The following is a 21,128-nucleotide window of genomic DNA, read 5'->3' as shown; positions in this document are numbered from 1 at the left end:
AAATTCCTTGCAATTCCCCACTTTTCGAGAAATCGGGCTGCACGAGCACCGCATAGGTGGACTTCGGCAGACGTCTGCTGTACTTTGAAGACGTCCCTAGTCGTCCCTGGAGGAAGACATGGCGAACGAACGCCTTCGCGACGCACTGCTCCGCAACGGTCTCGACATTCCGCAGGTAGCCGAAACCGTTGGTGTAGAGCCGAAAACGGTCGAGCGGTGGATCACTCAGGGCCGCACGCCCTATCCGCGCCATCGCCATGCACTCGCGGCCATGGTCCGCGAGACGGAGAACTACCTGTGGCCGGACGCCCTTGCGCCAGACCGCAAGATCGAGGTCGCGGAATCAGAAGTGCTCAAGGTCTACCCGCACCGAAGCGTCATTCCGTCAGAGCTGTGGCGTCGGCTCTTGGCGTCCACCACCGAGCAACTCGACATCCTCGTGCTCGCAGGTCTATTCCTCGCCGAGGAACCTGAGTTCGCTCGAACCGTCCGCACGAAGACGCGAGCAGGGCTCAAGGTTCGATTGCTGTTCGGTCGTCCAGAGGCACCGGAAGCTGACAAGCGTAGCGCCGAGGAACGGCTAGCCGCGGGCACCGTGCCCTCGCGTATCAACAACGCGCTAGCGCTCGTCGAGCCGCTGGCGAGCCTCGACGGCGTGGACCTGCGTTACCACGACACGACTCTGTATAACTCGATCTTCCGGTTCGATGACGAGATGATCGTCAACGCGCACGTGTACGGAATGCCCGGCGCGCATGCGCCCGCACTTCACCTTCGCCAGCTGCCAGCAGGCGACCTCTTCGAGACGTATATGACGAGTTTCGAGCACGTGTGGTCGAAAGCATCGGCGAAAGGTGGTGACCATGGGGCGAACTGACTATCTGAACGATCCGACAGCTCCGAGTGCCAACAGCATCAAAGTCGCCGTGAGCGCCGTCGTCCTGGACGCGCGCGGCCGAATCCTGATGATTCACCGCACGGACAACAACCTGTACTCCATTCCGGGTGGGGGACTGGAAGCAGGCGAGACGGTGACCGGCGCCGTGGTGCGAGAGGTCAAAGAGGAGACCGGGATCGACATCCGCGTTACGACGCTGGTGGGCATATTTTCGAATCCCGATCACGTCATCGCCTACGACGACGGCGAGGTCCGCCAAGAATTTTCGATCTGCTTCCGCGCCGAACCGATCGGCGGTGAACTCCGAACCAGTTCGGAATCGAAACGCGTTGAATGGGTCGAACCCGACGCAGTACCCGCCCTCGACGTCCACCCCTCGATCCAATTGCGCATCGAACGCGGCCTCGAGCCCGGCACTGATCCGTACTTCACCTGAGCGGTACGTTTGCGGCGGCCTCAGTCCTTGCCGCTGCGTCGAGCAGCTGTGGCGCCGCCTCGGCCACCGATGCCGAAACGACGTGGTCAGGCCCGTAGCGCTGTTGGACCTCGGCAATTCGGGTCCGAACGTCCGTCGAGTCTCCTGTCGGCGTTGTGGTCATGTCAGCCCACCACAATGCATCTCGAAGCAGGGTGCGCTCGTCCGGCCACTGGATGGTGAGTTGGCGACGTTTCGCCTCCACGCGCGCGCAGGAGTGATTCGCGACCAGGGCGCAGAGCCGGGCCGGCGCGTCTTGGGTCTCGAGATAATCGGCACCATCAAGGGGATGGAATCCGGTCCGGGCGAGTGCTGGGCAATAGCCGACATCGTGCAGCCAAGCCGCCGCGAGCAACATGTGAGGGTCGTCGACCACGTCACAGACAAGCTCAGCGCGGCGGACGACCCCTTCGACATGACGTAGCCGCTGCGGCAGATCGCGAAGATTCGCGCGTGCGATCCGCTCAGCCCATGCGACTAGCTCGTCGGTCATACGGCTACGGTATCCGCCGTTCTCGTAGCGAAACCAGGCAGCCCGCATTCCTCAAGCTGATCGCTGAGACGACCGCGGCAATGCCCCGTATTTGCACGGCCGTCGGTCACCGCACCGCCGCCACTCCTTCTTTGTGGTCGCTGAACGTGGACGGCACCGCACCGCCTCGGCGGGCACGCTCCGTACGGCGTGCTCAACCGCACTGCGTTGCCTAGATCAACCAACCGATCAGTCGCGTACGCGACCGCAGCCGCCCACCTGACTCGACCACGATGCCGAGTACGTCGTGAACGCAACGGGCGCTCCTCAGCGCAAGCACCCTGCCAAGCCAGCCCCCTTTGTGGTCCCCTCTTGTGGTCTTCTCTCCCATTCCCTCTCATCTCTCCTTCCCCTCTTGTTTGGTGATGACCCTCCCCGCTCGGCTTCCCAACTCTCTTCGATCAGCGAAGCCGGAGAGAGTTGGGAAGCCGAGCGGGGAGGGGCAGCGCCAAACATGCCAGCTCAGCTGGGTTTTCGTTCGGTTTCGCTGGGACCGCGCCGGGACTTAGCGAGTCCCGGCACAGTCCCGGCCTTCTCCCGGCACAGTCCCGGCGAGCAGCGCCTGAATCAAAGGTCGGCTGCCTGGATCGCCGGCGATGAAACATTGATTCAGCAATCCGCGAAGAAGCAATCGTGCCAAATCGTAAAGAGCGACGCGCGCAGGCTCGTACAGAGAAGCGACTAGCGAAGAAGCGGACTTCGGCCGACCGACCGCTAGGCTTTGTAGGCAGCACCCATCCCGACCTCACCGACGGCCTCGTAAGGGAGGCAGAGCAGCAGCCGACTGTCGTGCTGTGTGCGCATGTGGGGCTGATGCCAGTTGAGTCGGAAGATCGCGCCGCGACCCTGCAAGGACTTGGACTACGCAAGTCGCTCAGGCTGCTCGCGGCGCTACAGGCCAAGCTCGACGTCGCCGCGACTACGGACTGGAGCGAGAGACGGGTTGAGAAAGACTTTCTCACCGCGATACCGAAACCGTGGGCAAGTCGGGCGAGAGCGAGGCTTGACCGCGGTGATCGAGTTCTTCTGCCGCGGTCGCTTGGTCAGTTGACAAGGGAAATTATTGAGAATTCGTCCACCGACGATTCAGCACCCGGTATCGATGAAGACATGCTAGGCCACTTTGCTATCTCGATTACGACTGAGAACAGTCGCACGGAGTTTAGCGATACAGGCCTGGCCACAAGCGAGGCAGTTCAACGAATACAAGCCGAGGTAAGCAATCTCGATGCCGAACAGTCGTTGACGATGTTGCGCGAGCTAATGCTCGACCAGGTGGCAACCCTCCTATATGACGCCCCTGAGAAGCTGGAGATTCTTCACGCAAGCGTGCAAGATATCTGGCTGAAGCCATGGCCGCCGGGCAGAAATGGACTAGAGCCTCTTGGCGAAACTCCTGCGGCAGCTTTCGCAGCCTCAAACAAAGTCGAATTTCTCGATATTTTAACGTTGGGTCACATTGTCTCAAACCTTTCGAAGAAGGGTCTAGTAGAGTTTGGTAGGGACAAACTCCTTGCCGCTGGCGCATCAGAAGAAGCGGTTGAATTCCTCTGGAATAGCATGGCGTTAACCTTGCGGAAGTACCGCTCTCGGCTTTCGAGGGACCGGAGCAGAGGGGCGGTCGCGAATCAACGCTACACAATGACCGAGCGGCCATTCCTAATACTCGACGACAACACTGCCCTTTTGTTGCGGCACCAGTGGGGTATTGACAGATTTTTCGGAAATCCCTTGTACTGGGATACCTTCTTCAATTTCGGCAGATTGGAGCGCGGGTCTCCATCGGAAGCTTTCAGCCAAGCGATGAACTACGTCTTTGAGCGTCGAGTAGGGGAAAGCTTGGAAAGGATCGTCAGCTTCAGTCCGGCCATGACTCGACTCATTACGGAGTCCGAATTGCAAGCATACTGGACAGAGCGAGCCGGTCAGCTCCCAAAGGCGTGCGACTGGGTGATTACCGCAGGAAGGGTATGCTTTGTAATTGATGCAACCAACCATCATCTCAATGCCAATCTTTCGCAAGGCGTGGGGTCTGTAGAAGAATTCGAGGCTGAGCTAGAGAAACACCTGGTCGACAAGAAGCTGCAACAACTCGCCGCTACAATGCGACAACTTCGCTCCAAGGGGCGGGAGGAATTCGGGGTACCGCACAACGCAATTTTCGTTCCAATCATCGTAATACCCGATAATGGTCTACCCAATCTGGCGCTCACCGACTTCGATTTCCAATACCGAAGCAAAAGCAGCCTTCAAGAATTCGATGGGAACATATATCCGCCCACGATACTGCCACTGTCCAGCCTTCTGATACTTGAGGGCCTCGCCGAACTATTCGAAGGCCGAAGAGATATTGCCAAACTGATAGTCTCATGGCGAAGGTCCTGCACAAATGCCATCCCAGTCACACTACAGTCGTTCCTCGAAACGCTGCGCCTGCCGAGGCCAATCCCAACTCGGATGCTGAAGGCGCACCGTCAACTGAAAGAACTCTTGGACGGGAGAGTTTCATAGGCTTCTTCCATTGAGAGAACGCTCCTAGGCAATGTCTCCCAATAGTCGGAGCCATTCGATGATCAGTGCCAGGAGCAGCCCTGCGCGGTAGGCCAGGGCAAGTTTGTCGTACCTGGTAGCGATGGCGCGCCACTGCTTAATTTTGTTGAAGGCTCGTTCGACCACATTTCGGCGTTTGTAGGTGGTCCGGTCGAGTTCCGGAGGCCGGCCACCTGCGCTGCCTCGGCGTTTGCGGTTGGCTATCTGGTCGGACCTTTCGGGGATAACGATGCTTATTCTCTTGTGCCGCAGCAGGTTACGGTTCGCTGACGAGGAGTACGCCTTGTCCGCGATCAGCTGCTCAGGGGTCCGCCGTGGCGCCCCGCTGTCGAGGCGGGGCACCACGATCCCGTCGAGGACCTGCGGCAGCATCGGACTGTCTCCGGCCTGCCCCGGCGTGAGCAGCAGCGACAAACCCCGCCCGTTTCCGTCGACGACCAAGTGGGCCTTGGTTGTCAGACCGCCCCGAGAGCGGCCGATCGCATGGTCCGCCGGTTCGTCCAGAAGGTTCTCGTAATTCGAGGAGACCCCTGCGTGGCGGGGCAAGCTCGCGCCATGTTGATGGACGCGCACGATGGAAGAGTCGATCGAAGCCACCCAATCCAGGTTTCCGGTCGCATCCGCCAATGCCAGCATCGCTGTGAGCACCCTGTCCCACGTGCCGTCACCGGCGTAGCGACGGTGCCGCTTCCACGCCGTTTGGCCATGGCCCGAACACCTCTGGCAGATCCCGCCAGGGGATCCCGGTCCGTAACCGATACAACATCCCCTCGACCACGCGGCGGTTGTTGGCGAAATTGCGGCCGACCCACCCCTCGGACCTCGGCAACAGCCGTTCCAGCAATTCCCACTGCTGGTCGGTCAGAACCTGACACGACCAGCAACCGCGCCACCCACGCCGAACCGTCCGTCATCTTCTCGATGCGATCCGCAGATATCCCGTCCTCGACTGTGTGGCTCAGGGAACGGCGGTGAACAGCTCGTAGCTGTGGCTGTCGGGGGCGTGCACGTAGACGCCGCGCCCGCCGGCCAGGTGGTTGATCTGCCGGTCCCACCCGTGTTCCGGGCCGGAGCCGTACTCCACGGCAGGCCAGGTCGCCAGCCGCCCCAGCACGGCATCGAAGGTGTCGTCATCAATAAGGAAGGCGTAATGACCGGGCTCGACCCGCCCGCGGTCGTCGAAGTCGAGCGTCAGATCGTCGTTGACTCGCACGGGCGCGAACGGTCCGCTCGGAGCGGATACCTCCAGCCCCATCAGCTCGGCGAAGAACGTTGCCGCGGCCTGCTTGTCGGTCGCCGGGACGATCGTGTGATTGAGAACGATGGACATCGCGGCCTCCTGTGCCGTGGACCCCGAAAAGGTCATTTGTATGCGATATGCATACAAATATAGGTGTGTATCGCATACAATGTCGAGGGTGGGCACACGTGACGCTCGAAACACCCCGACCACGGCCGACACCGCGATGTTCGGCGATGCGGTCGAGGGTGGTCCGGCACTGTTTCGGCTGGTCCGTTTCTGGTCGCGTCGCTGGAGCAACCAGGCACTCACGCGAGCCACCCGGGAACCGGCTGGAGAGCTGCGGCGGGTGCAGCACATTCAGGTCGTAGAAGCCGTCGCCGCCGCGCTACGGACGGGTGAGGAAGCAGCAGTCACCGATGTTGCCGAGCAGCTCGGTCTCGACCACTCCGGCGCCAGCCGCATGGTGCGTGACGCCGTCGCCGCCGGATACCTTGCCCGCAGCGACTCCACTCACGACCGTCGCCGCGTCGTCGTTCAACTCACCGACAACGGACACGAGCTGCTGACCGCATCCCACGACTGGCAACGCCGCTGCTTCGACCAGCTCACCGCGGCATGGAACGAACACGACCGCCGCCAATTCGCCAGCTACCTGCAACGCCTCGCCGACGAAACGATCCAGTGAATCGATCGGCCGCAAAGGCGGCGCGAAATCTATTGGGAGACACGGCCTAGGTGTGGTGTCTCATGACGTCAATTCCGCGTTTTCGATCTCGATCGTGTGGCTACGCTGCCGAATTCCGTCGTTGGTCATCGGCGAACTTTACGCCGGTCGACGGAGCCTGAGATCGTCTGGCATCGGCGGAAAGTAACGTCGCAGATCGGCTAGTCTCCCTCTCCTCGCCTCTTCCACCACCGCCAAGCCTCAATACGCCGAACTTGGGAGTCATAGCCGCCGACTACCCGGTCGACGAAGGAGGGCTCGCGAGTGCCGTACGGCTTGACCCCTCGAACTCTCTTCTGCTTGGCTTCACCAAGCTCAATTCTCCACCTCTGACCTCGAGCATCGGTGTATTCAACCCAGTAGTCCATCGCGGCATGCAGCCGTTCTTCGAAGTCGAACTCAATCGAATCGTGAGGGTCGAGGTAGTCGCTTATACCAATATTACCGTTTGCCTTGTATAAGTAATTAGCAGAATTCCAGTATCTAAACATGAAACTGGCTTCACTTTCACTTTTATCTTCCAAATCAATGTAATCGCCGGGATCGTAAATCCAAAAATCCTTTCGAGCGGCCATTTTAGAGAACGAAACCTTCTCGGAATAGGCTTTCACTCCATAGATAGGCTTGTCTGAGTGGTTATGTAGCTTCACCCTGAGAGTCGGGTTTGTGCCGAACAAAAGTATCTTCACCTGTCGGCTTTGCTCCCGCCCATTCCGACGTTGGTCGGCGATGTAGTAGCCCGCCGCTGCCGCTACGGAGGCGCTGGTGCCGACTGCTCCAAACCACTGGCCGACAGTGCCCCAGACCTCGACCGAAAACAAGACCATGCGCGAGAGTATGCCAGGAGGTCTGTGCAACGCGGAATACTCTGCGCTACTTGTTAACTCGGTATCATAGAGGCATGTCCGCGTTCGCGACTGCCCCTTAGTTCGGAACTAAGATGCGCGTGGTCGGCGGCACTGGCTCGGGTCGACCTGCATTGCGATCCTGCGTCACCCACGCCCCCAATGACGCCCCATGCGACTCCGGGATGGCGGGCGTCAAGCTTCGCGAGCGTGTGCGGATGTGCACTGTGACAGTACAGATTTGCAACTTGTTGCGGATCCGATCCAGGGTTCAACGCCGCAGATTACGGTGCCTACGGCAGGAATTCGATCCGACCGGTAGGTCTGAATTATTTCGCGTCGCACCATCAATAGGGTGCTATCGTCCCGCAATGGGGTTACTCAGCCGAGAGCTCCGCACACAAAAGCGCCGCCCCACCTGTTGGCGCAGGTGAGGCGGCAATGGATCCAGATGCCCATCTCAGCAGAACATTGGAGTCCGCATGCAGCCTAGCCAAGGCTCCGGCTTGTGCAAACATGTCCGAGGCCGCGACGAGCTCGAGATCCACGCCCGCACTCAGCGTCGGTTCTATGTCGCCTTTGAATTTCTCGTACTCACACTCACGGCCGCAGCCGCCGCGGTGTTGATATTCTCACTCTGGCGACTCGTATCCGACGACTTCGCGACGCCAGTGCAGGCGATCGCTCACGCAGCCGCTGTCCTCGTTACCGGTGGTGCTTCAGCCTTCCTCCAAAGGCAGGCGTCGGATGCAAAGAAGCGCTACGAGGCGGCTCTGCGCACCTTGGAGAAGCGAGGAAGCGGTTCAGTCGTCGACACTCAGCGGACCACACGCTCCAAGGGCGTACTCATGTGAACAGTACGCGACGCTAGCAGTATCCCGCTCGGAGCCTGCGCCCTCCACTGGTCCTCAACAGCGTCTCTCTGATTGGCTGCTTTGCGATGGCGCTATGTGCGCCTTCCACGCGCAGGTGGTCGCGGATTAGGAACCTGGTGGCGACCGATCTGGCAGAAGCTCGATGACGATCATCGCTACGAGCCCCTCGTGCGGTCGGGGCCAATTTGGGGCCACACGCTACGAGCGGCCCTGCACAGTAAGCACTTTGGAGGATTCATTGCCGGATACGCAGGGCGCATGACGTGCGTGAACGCTGGCTCAGGATAACTGGGGGTCAAGTGGTCGCAGGTTCAAATCCTGTCAGCCCGACAGAGAAAACCCCTTCCGACCAGGTCGGAAGGGGTTTTCTGTTGTTAATGCCACGGCTGTGATTCGAGACCACTCCACAGATAAGTCACATTTTGGCTGCTCATCCGCCTCTGGCCCATCGTTCGAGCACCTCCCTGCTGTAGGGCACGGTCTCGGGGATATCGATGCAGTGCTTCCGGGCGATCGCCTCGGTGTTGCCCAGTTGGCGGGTGGCCCGGCTCGGGTCGTCGTAGGCGTGGTCGACCTCGGTACCTGCGCCTCGGCGGACCGAACGCCGTCAGCCTGCACCAGGACCAACCCACCGGCAGCCAGCGAAACAGTTGGCCCGTCATCGTCACCGGACTCGAACAACGCGCCCACACCACCCGCGTCCGCCTCGACGGCAGCCCACCGATCCTCGCCGACTTCACCCCCGCGACCGTCGCCGAACTCCGCATCCAACCGGGCGCCCGCCTCTGGGCTTCCCTCGAAGCCGCCGAAATCCACACCTACCCCGCTTGATCGGACCGAGCGGACCCCAAGCTTCGCGAAGGCTCCTTGCACACAGCCGCCCCGGCGCTCACCTGTCCACGGATCGGGAGCCGATCACACGTCCCCGGCCCCGGGACGTGCGGTGATGGGCTTCGGCAGGCGCGCATGAGTTTTCGTACTCGATCGCCCGATGTCGGTCTGCGTTAAGTGCCCCGTCAAGCCGTGTTCACGGCGTATTTACGATGTCCGAATGCTTATTCACGACGCGCACGGCAGTTCGACCTCACCCCCGGAGCCAGCGGGAGTTGAGCGACTCCAGGAGCGTCGATTTCGGCCGTTCGTGGTGTGGGGCGGCATTGCCGCCGCGGTGCTGGTGCTTGTCGCGGGTCAGCTCATGGCCGTTCACATCCATGCTCTCGGCCCATTGACCAGCCTCTTTCGCGACTACGCCGGGACACCCAAGTCGGCGACGACACCGTGGGCGGGTTTCCTGCTGGCACTGATCGGTGTCACTGTCCGGGTACGGGTGAGCGCCCTCGCCGCCGCGGTCGCCATCGATCTGATCTTCGTGGCGGTTCGGACATTCGACGGTCGGCCGTTCACCGTCGGTAACGGACCGACGATTGTGCTGACGGCGCTGGCGGTGATCGCCGCCCTACGGTGGAGCGGTGTGCGACGCCAGACGGCACTGCACACGATCGCGCTCGGAGCGCTGCTCATCCTCGCGACGAAGGTCGGCGAAATCTGGTTGGACATCACGGCTTGGTCCTGTCCGCAGGTCCTCGACCCGTATGTGGAGCTGGCCGATCGAGCGCTCGGCAATCCGTCCTGGGTCGTCGGGCATGCGCTCGATCTGGCTGGGCCGGTACCGGTGGGGCTGGTGCGCTGGGTGTACTTCGAGCTTCCGGTGGCGGCCATCGTCGTCGCCATCTGGCAGTTGCGCGGTGTGACCACGGGTTCGTGGCCGCGGCACCACTTGGTGCGCACGTTCTTGGTACTCGGCCTCATCGGCCCGATCTTTTACGTGATCTTCCCGGTGGTGGGGCCTGTGCTCGCGTTCGGACCGCAGGGGCACGGCATGGAACTCGCCGACGTCTGGCCGAATCTCGTTCCGGCGCTTCCCGCCTCGGTCGAATCGATGCCCTTCGACGGCATCACACCGCGCAACTGTATGCCGTCGCTGCATACGGCGTGGGCACTCGCGCTGTTCATCCACTCACGACGCGGGCCTGGCTGGTTGCGCTGGGGCGGTGCTTTCTGGCTGGTGTGCACTCTCATCGCGACGCTCGGCCTCGGGGCACACTACGGCGTCGACCTCGTGGCGGGCGCCGCACTCTGCCTGACGATCGAGTCCGCCCTGCGCGACCCCGACCGAGGCTGGGACCGTCCGCGTGTGCGGGTGGTGGCGATGGGGATCGCCACGTTCACGGGAGTGCTGCTGTGCATCCGTTACTTCGCGATGCCGATGGCGACCTACCCGGTCCCCTTCGGCATCGCGATCCTCGGCATTCTCACCGCACTGTCTGTCGTGTTCTACCGAACCTGGTTCGCTCCGCAACGTCCAGAAGTCGTCGCGCGCGAGGCCGAGCAGGTCGAACTCGAGCGTTGCTGAAGCGAGCGGCCACTCAACCCCTGATCACCAGAACCACACCCGCGGCGAGCGCCACAATTCGGCGCGCCTGCCGCTCCGACCGAGCCCGCCTCGGCGTCCACGCTCTGGTCCTTCTCGAACTCCGGTGTCACGGTGGAATCCGCCGGTGGGCGTGAATACCGCTTCGGCCGAACAGCTTTCGGAGGCGGGCCCGAGGCCGCGTGACCGCACCTCGGGCCCGGGGCCGGAAGCTCGATCTGGGATTCCGAGCGACGTGCCCGCCGATTCCTTGCGCTTGGCGCGGGTTCTCACTGTCACAGCGGCCGAGGGTCCGAGCCCGTGTGCCCGCACCACGCCCCGACCTCGGCAAACCCGCCGAACAACCGGTCACCACAGACCAAGCGGGAGGTTGAATCGAACGACAAGTCGAGCAATCGGCCGAAAGCCGGGGTAGCCCCGGGCGCCGAGTGGCCCGCGGGTGATTCCTGGTTCCCGCTGGGGTGGGGATTTCCGCACCCAAGGAGTGGTGTCGGCGTGACGGCATGCAGGAGACGATTGAGCAGTTCGTCGATGCATCGATAGCGGTCGATACGAGGAGTTGGAGATGTCGAATATGCCTGTTGTGGTAGTAGGTGCCGGACCGCAGGGGCCGGCCGCGGCGTCGCACCTGCTCGAGCACGGGTTGCAATTCTCGGCATCGTCGACGGAGCAGTCGTACCGATGAGTATTCCGACACCCGACGACGCCATCGTCATCGGCGCCGGCCAATCCGGTCTCGCCGCGGCATGGGCGCTGCGGCGGCGCGGATTGCACCCGGTGGTGCTGGAAGCCCATGACGAACCGGGCGGGTCGTGGCCGCGCTACTACGACAGCCTCACCCTGTTCAGCCCCGCCCGCTACAGCGCCCTGCCCGGCTTGCCCTTCCCCGGCGACCCGGACCGCTATCCGCACCGCGACGAGGTCACCGACTACCTACGCAGCTACGCCGACCGGCTCGACGTCGGAATTCGCACCGGTTGCCATGTCACCGCTGTCGAGCAGCATGGGGACCTGTTCGCGGTCACCACCGCCGACGGCGAGCAGCTGTCTGCACCAATCCTCATCGCCGCCTCCGGCGGCTTCGGAAACCCCTACACCCCAGCACTTTCCGGGCTCGATACATTCACCGGACAGCTGTTGCACGCCAGCCGATACCGCGAGCCCCGTGCCTTCGCCGGGCAACGGATCGTGATCGTCGGAGCCGGGAACTCGGCGGTGCAAATCGGCGCCGAACTCGCCGAGGTCGCCGACGTCACCATCGCCAGCCGCACACCGGTCAGGTTTGTGTCGCAGCGCCCGCTGGGCCGCGATATGCATTTCTGGTACTCCGTCACCGGCGTGGACACTGCACCCGTGGGGCCGTGGCTGCGGCGTGCGCCCACCGCCCCGGTCTTCGATGAGGGCCGCTACCGTGGCGCCCTGCGCGCTGGGCTGCCCGATCGGCGACCGATGTTCGGTCGCATCGACGGGGATACCGTGGTGTGGCCGGACGGCTCGCGAGAACGCGTCGACACGCTGTTGTTCGCCACCGGCTACCGACCCGCCGTGGACTACCTCACCCACCTGGCTGCGTGCGACGAGACAGGTACGCCGCGGCAGCGCCGCGGCCTGTCCACCACCCACCGCGGGCTGGGCTACGTCGGGCTGGAATGGCAGCGCTCGCTGTCGTCGGCATCACTGCGCGGAGTCGGCCGCGACGCGGCCTACGTCGTCGACAAACTGCTGCACCACAACGCTTCTCGACGCCGGGCGCCGGCACGAGCCACGTGACGTCGCTGGTACTGCGGCTCGAGACGTTGCGAGGATCCGGCTCATATCGATCCTGCCGACCACCGGGCTCACATCGCCGCATTGGAGGCGTTATGCGGCGGCTTGGTCTTCTGCTGCTGAACGTAGCGGGGCATTACAGGCAAATAAAAAGCATCATCGAGAAGGAGTAGTTCTATGAGAACGTTCGTTGCAACCGATTCGTCGTCGGTGTGGACGCCGACCGACTTCCCCGACGAGACCACCTGGTCCTTCGACCTGTCCGCCGATGACCGGCAAGCCTTGATCGACTACGGTCGTGGCGGGGCGAGCCAAGTCCTGTCCCACCAGTTCGGCCCCGCGGTGGCCCGTTGGACGGATCTGCTCAACGAGGGACCGGGGTTTCTCCGGCTGCGTAACTTCCCGACTGACGCACTCACCGAACCCGAGATCGAACACGCATACCTCGGACTGGGAACACTGCTCGGCCAACCCGTTGGGCAGGACCGCGACGCCAGCATCATCACGCACATCCGCGACGAGCGAATCACGCCGGGACCCGGCGTGCGTAAGTACCGGACCAATCTGCGACAGGACTTCCACAGCGACGGATCCGACCTCGTCGGACTGCTGTGTCTACATCCGGCCAAGACGGGCGGCGAGTCGAAGATCGTCAGCGCGCACGCCGTCTACAACGAGATGCTGCGCCGGGCCCCGCACCTGGTCGACGTCATGTACCAGCCGATGCCATGGTCACGCAACGGCGAGGAGAGCCCGGGGCAAGCACCGTTCTTCGAGCTCGCGCCGTTCACTGATATCAACCGGGTGCCCCGGCTCTTCTTCATCGCCTGGTACATCCGTGACTCGCAACACCATTCGAGTGCGCCCCGGCTCACCGATGACCAGTCAGCAGCGCTCGATCTGGTAGAGACCATCGCCAACGATCCGGCCTTCTATATCGAAATGGACTTCCATCCAGGTGATATTCAGCTGCTCAACAACAGCACGGTGCTGCACTCGCGCGAACAGTACACAGATCATGACGACCCCGTTCGCCGACGGCATCTACTTCGACTCTGGCTCACCACAGACACACCTTCGGCGCATGAACTCCTCCGAGGCGGCATCCCGAGGCAGAACGCACGCTAGGGTCGATGCCGCGCAGTCGCCTGCCTCCCCGGGGGAGGTCGCCGACTGGATGTGGGTGGGACCGCGCAAGGAATCAGCTGGCTCGCGGCAGGCTCGAGCGTGCGCCGACTGCCCTGGCGATCCGTTGGGCTCAGTGCGCGACGAAGTGCCAGCGCGCACGTGAGAGGGGACTGTGGTTGGTCGATCCGCGTTTCGCCCGTTTATCCGCCGCGAGGCGCACACCACTCGGATCGATCACCCGCTCCAGGGCTCGCAGGTCGGCCTCCAGCGCGCGGAACAGCAGGTAGGCGGCCACGAACGCGACGATTCCGCCGACGCAGACCACGCGGACCGCGACGATCACCGCTGGAATATCCGTCGGCGGCAGGAATGTCGCGCCGGCCACCGTCAGCAACGGCACCGATGCCGCGATCGCCAGGTAGCCGGTGCACCGCTGGTCCAAGTGGCGCAACCACCCGACATCCTCTGCGCTGATGTCCCCATGTTGGAGGAACACCGGATAGATGCTGCGCACCACGTAGAACGTCACCAGGAAGAACGGGTACGCCACCGCGATGCCGCCGCACACCGCCAGCGACACGAGGAAGTGCACGACGGCGTTTGCCGGAATGTGGCCTGCTGCCAGTTGCAGGCTGATCGGGAAGGTAATGCCGGACACTGTCCATAGCGAGAACCCCACGACCACGATCCGTTCGCTCAGGGCCAGCGCATCGGCGCGGGCCCGTTGCAGTGTTTGCGGGTCGTAACTTCTGCCCTTGCGCAGTCCCCGCGGAACCGAGATCACATACCGGGCCAGGTAGATGATCACAGCCGTGCCCAAGGGGAAGAACACCGCATTGATGACCGCCCGGTCGACCAGGAACGCGTGTTGCGCGTCCGCGGTGAGCCGGCTGGTGATCAGCGACTGGTTGTGCTGGATGTTGTACAACGAGGCAATCGCATTCGGCAGCCCGACGGCCAGCACCAGCACCGGAATCAGCCACGGCCGCAGTCGCAGCCGCCAGCTGCGTGCGGGCGGGTCGACCAGGTCCCGAGCTCGCTCGTCCAGGCACACATGGAGCTGTTTGGCCAATAGTCCGCCGTTGTCCCAGCGTGCTTCGCGCTCCGGCGCCAGGCAGGTCAGCAGCACGCGGCGCAGCGCGGCCGGGCACTCCGGGGGCACCCGCTCCTGCGCCTGCACCCCACCGCGCCGGCGCTCCAGCATCGCCTCCAGGGTCGTCTCGTCGCTGCGTCCGTCCGCGCCCGCAGTACTGTCGTCGAACGGCTTCGCTCCGGTGAGCAATTCCCACAGCACCACCCCCAGTGAGTAGATGTCGGAGCGAGTGTCCAGGTCGGCGGCGTCGCGGTGGTGACGGGAATGGCAGGCCTCCAGCTGTTCGGGCGACATGTACGACAGCGAGCCACCGAAGTACGCAACGGGGCTGGTGCCCTCGACGTTTCGGCTGAAGCTGATGTTGAAGTCGGCCAGTTTCGGCACCGCCTCCGCGGTGAGCAGCACGTTCGCCGGCTTCACATCGCGGTGCAACACCCCGCGCGCGTCCGCGTACTCGAGCGCCTCGGCGAGCCGGCGCCCCAGCCACGCAACGGTTTCCGGCCAACTCAATGCCGCGATCTCGGCGCGCATGCTGGAATCGGTCGGACGGATCTCGCCCTTCTCCTCCATCGCCGCGTCGACCGCGTCCAGCAGCAGTTGCCCGCTGCGCTCGGCGGGCGAGGTCGTGCGCACCCAGCGCAGCACGTCGAGCAGTGTGCCGCCGGGCAGGAATTGCATGTAGAGCAATCGCAGCCGCCGGGCCGAAGCCCCGCCGAGAGTCGCGCCGGCCAGCAGCCGCTGGTCGAAGACCCGGACGATGTAGTCATGGTCCAGCTGCGCGAGGGTCTGCGGTTCGGTGCCGTGGTCGGCGGAAATCTTCACCGCGACCATCCGCTGGAGGGACCGCTGCCGGGCCAGGAAGACTCGGGCGAAGGCTCCGCTGCCCAGGTTGGTGAGCAGATCGAAATCCTCGATTCGCTGACCGACATCGATGCGGTCGAGTGTCTCGTCGATGCCGGGCGCGGTGCCGATCGATGCGGTGAAGTCGGAGGTATCCCGAGTCTCGTCCGCGCCGACGGTGACGTTGCCCTGTGCCACGGTGCGGTCCGGGAGGGCGAACATCACCGAGGAGTCGTCGGGTGTCGCACGGCGGGTGCTCTGGCCCTCGCCGTCCGCGTCGAGCATCTCGCTCAGCTCATCTGCCTGATACGGATACTCCTGCAGGTAGGTCCGCGGATCCACCCGCTCGCCGCTGCGCCGGCGGATCGCGAACTCTTCGAACACCAGCCCGGCCGGAATGCTGCGCACATCGAGTTCCGCAAATTCGGCACAGTAGTCGATCAGCCTCTTGCGCAGTGCGGGCTGTTCGCCCACCGGCAACGCCTGCCGCCTCGGGCCCAGCCAGCGATGCCGCATATCCGCCCGGATCAATTCGATCAGCGCGGCTACTCGCAACGTGCGCTCATCGGGCATGTACGCGGCGATCTCGGGCGGATGCGCGCTGGTTTCCCAGGCGGTGTCGAAGGCGGCCACCGCACCGAGTTCGATTCCGTTCGCCGACCGACCTCCGCCGGAGGCGCTGGAACTCAATTCGGACCTGGAACTCATTGTTCGCACCTATCCGGCTCGGCACGGATGCCGGAGACCGCATTGGCCGGTCGCAAGGCGGAGCGGATACAAATCTGCCACACCCGACACCACCATTATCCCCCGAGCGGTTGCGAGCCAATCTTCACTGGCCGTTGTCACAGCACCGTCGTCCGGAACCACCAGGTTTGTGGCGGCCGTCAGTACGGGGCGTCATGCCCTGCGAGGACGCGGCGACCTTCAGGAAGTCGTGCGCAGGCGTGGGCGGATCGTGTGCATCTTGCTCGGACTGCTCGTCACCGGCTTCGCCGAAGGCTTCGTTCTAGTTGAAGTAGACCGCGAGTTCTCGGCGGAGTGTGGTGTCCTCGTTGAGGGCGTTCCGTCGCAGCTCGATCACGTACACGGTGAGCCAGCTCGGCGCCGCCGCGCTTCGTCCCTCACGGAACTCAGAGGGTGAGGCCGACGAGGATCAGCACACACCCGGCGATGATGGACACTGCCACTGAGATGAGCAATATGCGGATCACGCGCTCCTGTGATGCGCTACCCATGCGGTCTGCCGCAGCGATCGGCATCAGCGGGGCCCCGGCACCCCAGGCCGCTGCGAGCAGCGTGGCCAACCAGTTGGCGTATGCGGCGTACACAACGAGCCAGAAGGTGACAATCAACCACGCGTGCGACAGCTCGAGCCGCGACCAGATCAGACCGACAATCACCAGGAAGGTGCCGTTCATGGCTCCTTCGAGGTGGCTGGACAAGCCCATTCGCGGGTTCTTCAGTTTCGGCACGGCCAGTCCGGTGAGCAGGCCGAGCAGGAACAGCAGGATGCCGAGTCGAATCAGGTGCATATCCATTGCCGGCTCCGGGTCCGTTGGTGTAACGAGGGTACGCCTCGGGCGGGCGCTCAGGCCATTGCTTGGAGGTCGCACTCGTCAGAGTGGCCGCGCCAAGATCTTCATTCAGGACCTGATCGCGGGCAAACCCGATGTCGAGCATGCGCGGACCGCCGCCGAGGCTGAATCGACGCGGAAGGTGGTACCGGCCCCGCTCTCGCTGCATCTGCCGTGGGAGCCGGAGTGCAAGTCCGACCGCTGACCATCGACAGCGCGAATACGCCGGTCGCGAGATGTGTTGTGTATCACGGATTTCGGGTGCGTGTTCACACTTTCGGCGCGCCGCCCAATTACGAGAGAGCGCGTCGTGGGGGCGCGCAGTGTGGAGAAGGGATATCCAAGGTGCGCTACGAAGATGTGCGCGAGGTTGTGCGGGGCCGGGTGCTGCTGGCCGGGGATGCGGGATTCGAGGCCGCCGCCATGCCGTGGAATGTGACGGTCGCGCAGCCGGTGGCTGCGGTGGTCGAGGCCCTGGATGCGGTCGATGTGGCGGCGCTGGTCGGCTACGCGAGGCGGGCCGGACTCACCGTCGCGACCCAGCCCACCGGTCACGGTGCCTCCGGCGACGTCGACGGAGTGATCCTGTTGCGCACCGGTCGCCTCGACGACATCGAAATCGACGCCGAACGGCGGGTGGCGCGGGTCGGTGCGGGCGCGAACTGGGCGCAGGTGCAGGCCGCGGCGGGTGCGCACGGACTCACCGGCCTGTCGGGCAGCAGCGCGGTGGTCGGGGTGACGGGTTATGTCCTCGGCGGTGGGCTCAGCTGGTTCGGCCGCGCGCACGGCTTGGCCTCGGATGCAGTGCGCGCCTTCGAGATCGTGGATGTGGACGGCAATGCCGCGCGCGTCGACCCCGGCACCGACCCGGAAATGTTCTGGGCCCTGCGTGGCGGCGGCGGCGACTTCGCGATAGTGACCGCGCTGGAGCTCGACCTGTTCGCGGCCCCCGGTCTGTACGGCGGCCGGGTGCTGTGGCCGGGCGACCGGACCCGCGATGTATTCGATGCCTTCGTCGCTCTCACCGCGGCCGCGCCCGACGCGCTGTCCCTCTGGTTCCAGCGGGTCCAGTTCCCGGACGCGCCGCCCATGGTGGGCATCGACGCCGCCCATCTCGGTGATCCGGCCGAGGGTAAGTCCTTGCTCGCCGCCCTGGACACCCTCGGCGGCGCGGTGCTCGACACGCGCGGCGTGTTGCCGGTCGCGAGTGTCGGCGATATCTGTGCCGAGCCCACCGATCCCAGCCCGGCGCTGTGTCGCGGCGCCCTGCTCAGCGACCTCGGCAGTACGGTCACCGATCTCCTGATCGACGGCCCGGTCGCCCCGCTCACGGTCATCCAAATCCGCCACCTGGGCGGTGCTTTCGCCGAACCGGCAGTGGTCCCGGGCGCGCGTGGCCCGATCGGGGAGCCGTTCGTTCTCAATCTGCTCGGCCTCGGACTTCCACATCTCACCGACGCGGTGCTGGCTCGGCAGGGCGAGATCCTGGGCGAATTGCGCGGCCACATCGGTGCCACCAAGCCACTCACCTTCCTCGCCCCGGGGGAACGGGCGGCCGAGGCATTCGACGAGACGACTCTGGCCCGCCTACGTGAGCTCAAGCGAGTTCGCGACCCGCACAGCGTGTTCCGATCGAACTTCCCGGTCCTCGGTTAGCGCGAGCTGGACGCGGGGTCGGACACCGGTCGGGGAGCCTCCCGGAGGCCTCGAGGCTGCCGCCGAACTCAACCACCGGCCCCGCAAGATCCACGGCTACCGCAATCCCGCGGAGGTCTACAGTGGACACCTCAACAGCGTTGATGCGCTGAGCATTTGAGCGCAGCGCCATCCGCCGAGCTCGGCGGGCGCGAGCGCCTGGCTACGTCGCGGCGTTCGCAAGCTGCCGATAGAGCCGCGCCAGTTTCGCGGCGTCCTTGCGATCGACCCCGAACCCCTCGTCGATCTCGCGGGACAGGAGTTCGAGCCAGTCCGCGATCGCCGCGTGCTGTGCGGGGCGGAGGCCGCGCAGGGTCGTCTCGTCGTCTCGTCGCGCACTGCCGAGAAAGCTGCTGAGATGGATCCAGAGCTCGAAGTCGGACGGTTGGATCAGCATCAGCTTCAGCACCGCCGGGAGGTAGTACTCGACGGCCTGCGCGGTCATGTACGCGAAGTCTTCCATGTGCAGGCCGGGCAGAAAGTTCGAGCGGTCGATGTCCGCCCGCGAGCGGCCGTGAAAATGCGCGATGACGTACGGCGCATCGATGCTCGGCGGTGCGAGTTCGTCCTCGGTGAGCGGCATCGAGCCCGTGAACACCTGATCGATTCGGTGCGTGATTTCGTCGCGACTCCTCATGGCCGCCACAGCCTACCTCGCCATTGCTGCAGGCAGGCAACACATTTAGTGACCAGTCTCGGTGGTGAGCTGGCCGGCGTGGCCATCGCTATCCAGCTTCGACGAACGATGCCGACCCATGAATCCACAGTGATGAACGCGTTGTCGGACGCTTTGAACCCGTCGATCCGCGCCTTGCTGTTTCGGCGAAGGTGTCGCTCGCGCGATCCGCATGGCAAGCCGAGCAGGCGGTCTGTTGGGTCTCCGGATCGCTTCTCGGCTACGGCTGTCCCGGATTTCCAGCTGATGCTCCCGACCCCGATAGCCGTCGGCGGGCAGTGTGATCCTTCAGTCGAATTGGGCGAATCGGATAGTGATCCGCCATGATTCGTCGGGTTCATATCCGCCCTTCATGTTCACAGAGGAAAGTGCTTGATGAAGCTCATGGGTAAGACCGCCGTCGCTGTCGCGGCAGTGGGTCTTGCGGCCGGGTCGGTGATCGGTGCAGCCACGGCGAATGCGGCCGGTCTCCACGGGGCGATCGCGTTCAGTGCCGAGGACTGGAGCTACAGCACCAGCATCGATGCGTTCAGCCGCGACGAGGCCCTCGACGAGGCGATCGCCGCGTGCAGTCTGGACGGCGCCTCCGACTGCGTCGTCTTGGTGGACTGGTCGGACGGCTGCGGCGCGCTCGTCTACAGCGATGACGCGGTGGGCACCGGTGCGGGCCCCGACCGCTCGACCGCGCTGGCCTATGCCTACGCCAGCCTCGCCCAGTACCACCCGCCGGCGATGCTGGCCAATGTCGGTTCCGCGGACAAGTCGGGAGCGGAGATCAGCGAAGTGCTCTGCACCGCCAACGTGTACTGACCGGCCCGTGGGGTCCAGGCGGACCAGAAGTCACCGAGAAGCTCGCATCCGATTACAGGGATTCCTACCATCCGATCGATTCGGAACATCGTCTACCGCAGATAGTTTCGGTGCAGATGCCCTGGCGTGTTCAGCCGAGTCGACACGAGAGTTGCCGCAGATAGTGGAGTCACGATCTGCGGTAACTCGTCAGCGTGACTCTCGCGAATGTTCCCCGACCTGGCTAGGAGGTGAATGTCGATGTCGTTTGTCGGTGAATCCTGTTGTCGTCGACCGGCTTCGGGGTCGCGTTGTGTCGGTGGAAAGTGATGTCACCTGCTCGGCGTGTCGCAGACCTCAGGCTTTGAACGAGTGCAGGCTGGCCAGGCACAGGGACTGCTCGGCGTCGAACCATTCGAAGGTGCTGACGGGCTGGAATCCCAGGCGGACCGCGAGTCTGAGTGAGCGTTTGTTGGCCGTCTGGGTCGCGATGAGGACCGGCTGGTCGGGGAGTTCGTCTGCGGCTGCGCGTAATACGGCGGTGGCGGCTTCGAACGCCAGTCCCGCGCCCCAGGCGTCGGGCCGCATCAGGTAACCCAGTTCCAGTTCCTGGCCGTCTTCGGTGACATGACCGGGCTGGTCGGCGGCGCGCCGTTTGAGCTCGAATGTTCCGAGGAGGTCGTCGGTGGTTTTGTCGGCGATGACGAAGGTGCCGGGAGTGGCGGTGGCGTTGGCTGTGCCGCCGATCGCGTCGAGGAACTGCTCGACATCCTCCCGCAGACGCGGGCCTCCGATGTAGGTCCCGACCTCCGGGTCGGTGCGTAGCTCGATGAGTCTTTCCCGATCGGCGTCGCGCGCCTTGCGCAGCAGGACCCGGTCGGTTGCGATCTGGACGGCGGACAGCATCGGCAACTGGTTCATGTGGCCCTCCCCTTGCTGGACGTTGATCCATCAGATCATGTCGTCGCCTCGTGGACACCTTCGACGATG

18 protein-coding genes are annotated in these 21,128 nt (G+C 63.9%); 10 read left to right on the top strand and 8 right to left on the bottom strand.

The annotated features are described in order from the left end of the window. Positions 1–118 precede the first annotated feature (118 nt). Positions 119–877 (top strand): XRE family transcriptional regulator, encoded by a 759-nt coding sequence (locus tag AC3EO7_RS07375; RefSeq protein ID WP_435590774.1) that lies wholly within the window; start codon positions 119–121, stop codon positions 875–877. Continuing rightward, positions 864–1,334 (top strand): NUDIX hydrolase, encoded by a 471-nt coding sequence (locus AC3EO7_RS07370; protein ID WP_435590773.1) that lies wholly within the window; start codon positions 864–866, stop codon positions 1,332–1,334. Before AC3EO7_RS07375 ends, AC3EO7_RS07370 begins: the two co-directional genes overlap by 14 nt. Here the strand turns inward: AC3EO7_RS07370 and AC3EO7_RS07365 are convergent. After that, entirely contained in the window at positions 1,327–1,866 is a 540-nt protein-coding gene (locus tag AC3EO7_RS07365) for an HD domain-containing protein (protein WP_435590772.1), read from the bottom strand. The genes AC3EO7_RS07370 and AC3EO7_RS07365 overlap by 8 nt on opposite strands. A 672-nt stretch (positions 1,867–2,538) precedes the next feature. Here AC3EO7_RS07365 and AC3EO7_RS07360 point away from each other — a divergent pair. Continuing rightward, the gene (locus AC3EO7_RS07360; protein ID WP_435590771.1) at positions 2,539–4,416 is read left to right on the top strand and encodes a hypothetical protein; all 1,878 of its coding nucleotides are present in this window, start codon (positions 2,539–2,541) and stop codon (positions 4,414–4,416) included. 24 nt (positions 4,417–4,440) lie between these two features. Here AC3EO7_RS07360 and AC3EO7_RS07355 read toward each other — a convergent pair. Continuing rightward, positions 4,441–5,320 (bottom strand): IS5 family transposase gene (locus AC3EO7_RS07355; protein ID WP_435590826.1). Its coding sequence is split into 2 segments (ribosomal slippage): positions 4,441–5,157 and positions 5,159–5,320, totalling 879 coding nucleotides; the frame shifts between segments, so codons are not numbered across the junction. 93 nt (positions 5,321–5,413) lie between these two features. Beyond that, a complete protein-coding gene (locus tag AC3EO7_RS07350) occupies positions 5,414–5,785 on the bottom strand; it encodes a VOC family protein (protein WP_435590770.1) in 372 nt (123 codons plus the stop codon). Between the two features lie 88 nt (positions 5,786–5,873). Between AC3EO7_RS07350 and AC3EO7_RS07345 the strand changes: the two genes are divergently transcribed. Beyond that, complete coding sequence (locus tag AC3EO7_RS07345) at positions 5,874–6,383, top strand: MarR family winged helix-turn-helix transcriptional regulator (RefSeq protein WP_435590769.1); 510 nt, start codon at positions 5,874–5,876, stop codon at positions 6,381–6,383. A gap of 200 nt (positions 6,384–6,583) precedes the next feature. On the opposite strand, the gene AC3EO7_RS07340 is transcribed toward AC3EO7_RS07345, so the two are convergent. After that, entirely contained in the window at positions 6,584–7,249 is a 666-nt protein-coding gene (locus AC3EO7_RS07340) for a hypothetical protein (RefSeq protein ID WP_435590768.1), read from the bottom strand. A gap of 1,319 nt (positions 7,250–8,568) precedes the next feature. Between AC3EO7_RS07340 and AC3EO7_RS07335 the strand changes: the two genes are divergently transcribed. The 4 genes from AC3EO7_RS07335 (at position 8,569) to AC3EO7_RS07320 (ending at position 13,468) form a co-directional block, all read left to right on the top strand. Further along, positions 8,569–8,973: a TOBE domain-containing protein gene (locus AC3EO7_RS07335; RefSeq protein WP_435590825.1), complete on the top strand. Its 405-nt coding sequence runs from the start codon at positions 8,569–8,571 to the stop codon at positions 8,971–8,973. A 220-nt stretch (positions 8,974–9,193) separates the two neighbouring features. Continuing rightward, entirely contained in the window at positions 9,194–10,555 is a 1,362-nt protein-coding gene (locus tag AC3EO7_RS07330; RefSeq protein ID WP_435590767.1) for a phosphatase PAP2 family protein, read from the top strand. 699 nt (positions 10,556–11,254) lie between these two features. Next, complete coding sequence (locus AC3EO7_RS07325; RefSeq protein ID WP_435590766.1) at positions 11,255–12,343, top strand: flavin-containing monooxygenase; 1,089 nt, start codon at positions 11,255–11,257, stop codon at positions 12,341–12,343. Between the two features lie 174 nt (positions 12,344–12,517). Further along, entirely contained in the window at positions 12,518–13,468 is a 951-nt protein-coding gene (locus AC3EO7_RS07320; protein WP_435590765.1) for a TauD/TfdA family dioxygenase, read from the top strand. A 130-nt stretch (positions 13,469–13,598) separates the two neighbouring features. Here AC3EO7_RS07320 and AC3EO7_RS07315 read toward each other — a convergent pair whose 3' ends face one another. Further along, a complete protein-coding gene (locus AC3EO7_RS07315; RefSeq protein WP_435590764.1) occupies positions 13,599–16,109 on the bottom strand; it encodes a serine/threonine-protein kinase in 2,511 nt (836 codons plus the stop codon). Positions 16,110–16,534: 425 nt separating this feature from the next. Further along, on the bottom strand, positions 16,535–16,942 hold the full coding sequence (locus tag AC3EO7_RS07310; RefSeq protein WP_431969605.1) for a styrene oxide isomerase: 408 nt from the start codon (positions 16,940–16,942) through the stop codon (positions 16,535–16,537). Positions 16,943–17,323: 381 nt separating this feature from the next. On the opposite strand from AC3EO7_RS07310, the gene AC3EO7_RS07305 reads away from it, so the two are divergent. Further along, positions 17,324–18,634 carry an FAD-binding oxidoreductase gene (locus tag AC3EO7_RS07305; protein WP_435590763.1) on the top strand — a complete coding sequence of 437 codons (1,311 nt, stop codon included), beginning with the start codon at positions 17,324–17,326 and terminating at the stop codon, positions 18,632–18,634. 202 nt (positions 18,635–18,836) lie between these two features. Here AC3EO7_RS07305 and AC3EO7_RS07300 read toward each other — a convergent pair whose 3' ends face one another. Continuing rightward, positions 18,837–19,310 carry a hypothetical protein gene (locus AC3EO7_RS07300; protein WP_435590762.1) on the bottom strand — a complete coding sequence of 158 codons (474 nt, stop codon included), beginning with the start codon at positions 19,308–19,310 and terminating at the stop codon, positions 18,837–18,839. 414 nt (positions 19,311–19,724) lie between these two features. Between AC3EO7_RS07300 and AC3EO7_RS07295 the strand changes: the two genes are divergently transcribed. Continuing rightward, positions 19,725–20,159, top strand: coding sequence for a DUF4189 domain-containing protein (locus AC3EO7_RS07295; RefSeq protein WP_435590761.1), 435 nt, complete (start codon positions 19,725–19,727; stop codon positions 20,157–20,159). Between the two features lie 336 nt (positions 20,160–20,495). On the opposite strand, the gene AC3EO7_RS07290 is transcribed toward AC3EO7_RS07295, so the two are convergent. Continuing rightward, positions 20,496–21,059, bottom strand: coding sequence for a GNAT family N-acetyltransferase (locus tag AC3EO7_RS07290; protein ID WP_435590760.1), 564 nt, complete (start codon positions 21,057–21,059; stop codon positions 20,496–20,498). Between the last annotated feature and the right edge of the window lie 69 nt (positions 21,060–21,128).

The sequence above is a fragment of the Nocardia sp. bgisy118 genome, from assembly GCF_057708605.1.
The sequence above is the reverse complement of the archived record's forward strand: the minus strand, read 5'-3'. Positions and strand labels throughout refer to the sequence as shown.

What these genes read in the sequence shown, in the direction of transcription:
- AC3EO7_RS07300 (WP_435590762.1), bottom strand. Translation starts at nt 19,310, where the DNA reads ATGAGGAGTCGCGACGAAATCACGCACCGAATCGATCAGGTGTTCACG.
- AC3EO7_RS07330 (WP_435590767.1), top strand. Translation starts at nt 9,194, where the DNA reads ATGCTTATTCACGACGCGCACGGCAGTTCGACCTCACCCCCGGAGCCA.
- AC3EO7_RS07290 (WP_435590760.1), bottom strand. Translation starts at nt 21,059, where the DNA reads ATGAACCAGTTGCCGATGCTGTCCGCCGTCCAGATCGCAACCGACCGG.
- AC3EO7_RS07325 (WP_435590766.1), top strand. Translation starts at nt 11,255, where the DNA reads ATGAGTATTCCGACACCCGACGACGCCATCGTCATCGGCGCCGGCCAA.
- AC3EO7_RS07320 (WP_435590765.1), top strand. Translation starts at nt 12,518, where the DNA reads ATGAGAACGTTCGTTGCAACCGATTCGTCGTCGGTGTGGACGCCGACC.
- AC3EO7_RS07315 (WP_435590764.1), bottom strand. Translation starts at nt 16,109, where the DNA reads ATGAGTTCCAGGTCCGAATTGAGTTCCAGCGCCTCCGGCGGAGGTCGG.
- AC3EO7_RS07375 (WP_435590774.1), top strand. Translation starts at nt 119, where the DNA reads ATGGCGAACGAACGCCTTCGCGACGCACTGCTCCGCAACGGTCTCGAC.
- AC3EO7_RS07340 (WP_435590768.1), bottom strand. Translation starts at nt 7,249, where the DNA reads ATGGTCTTGTTTTCGGTCGAGGTCTGGGGCACTGTCGGCCAGTGGTTT.
- AC3EO7_RS07295 (WP_435590761.1), top strand. Translation starts at nt 19,725, where the DNA reads ATGAAGCTCATGGGTAAGACCGCCGTCGCTGTCGCGGCAGTGGGTCTT.
- AC3EO7_RS07310 (WP_431969605.1), bottom strand. Translation starts at nt 16,942, where the DNA reads ATGGATATGCACCTGATTCGACTCGGCATCCTGCTGTTCCTGCTCGGC.
- AC3EO7_RS07350 (WP_435590770.1), bottom strand. Translation starts at nt 5,785, where the DNA reads ATGTCCATCGTTCTCAATCACACGATCGTCCCGGCGACCGACAAGCAG.
- AC3EO7_RS07365 (WP_435590772.1), bottom strand. Translation starts at nt 1,866, where the DNA reads ATGACCGACGAGCTAGTCGCATGGGCTGAGCGGATCGCACGCGCGAAT.
- AC3EO7_RS07370 (WP_435590773.1), top strand. Translation starts at nt 864, where the DNA reads ATGGGGCGAACTGACTATCTGAACGATCCGACAGCTCCGAGTGCCAAC.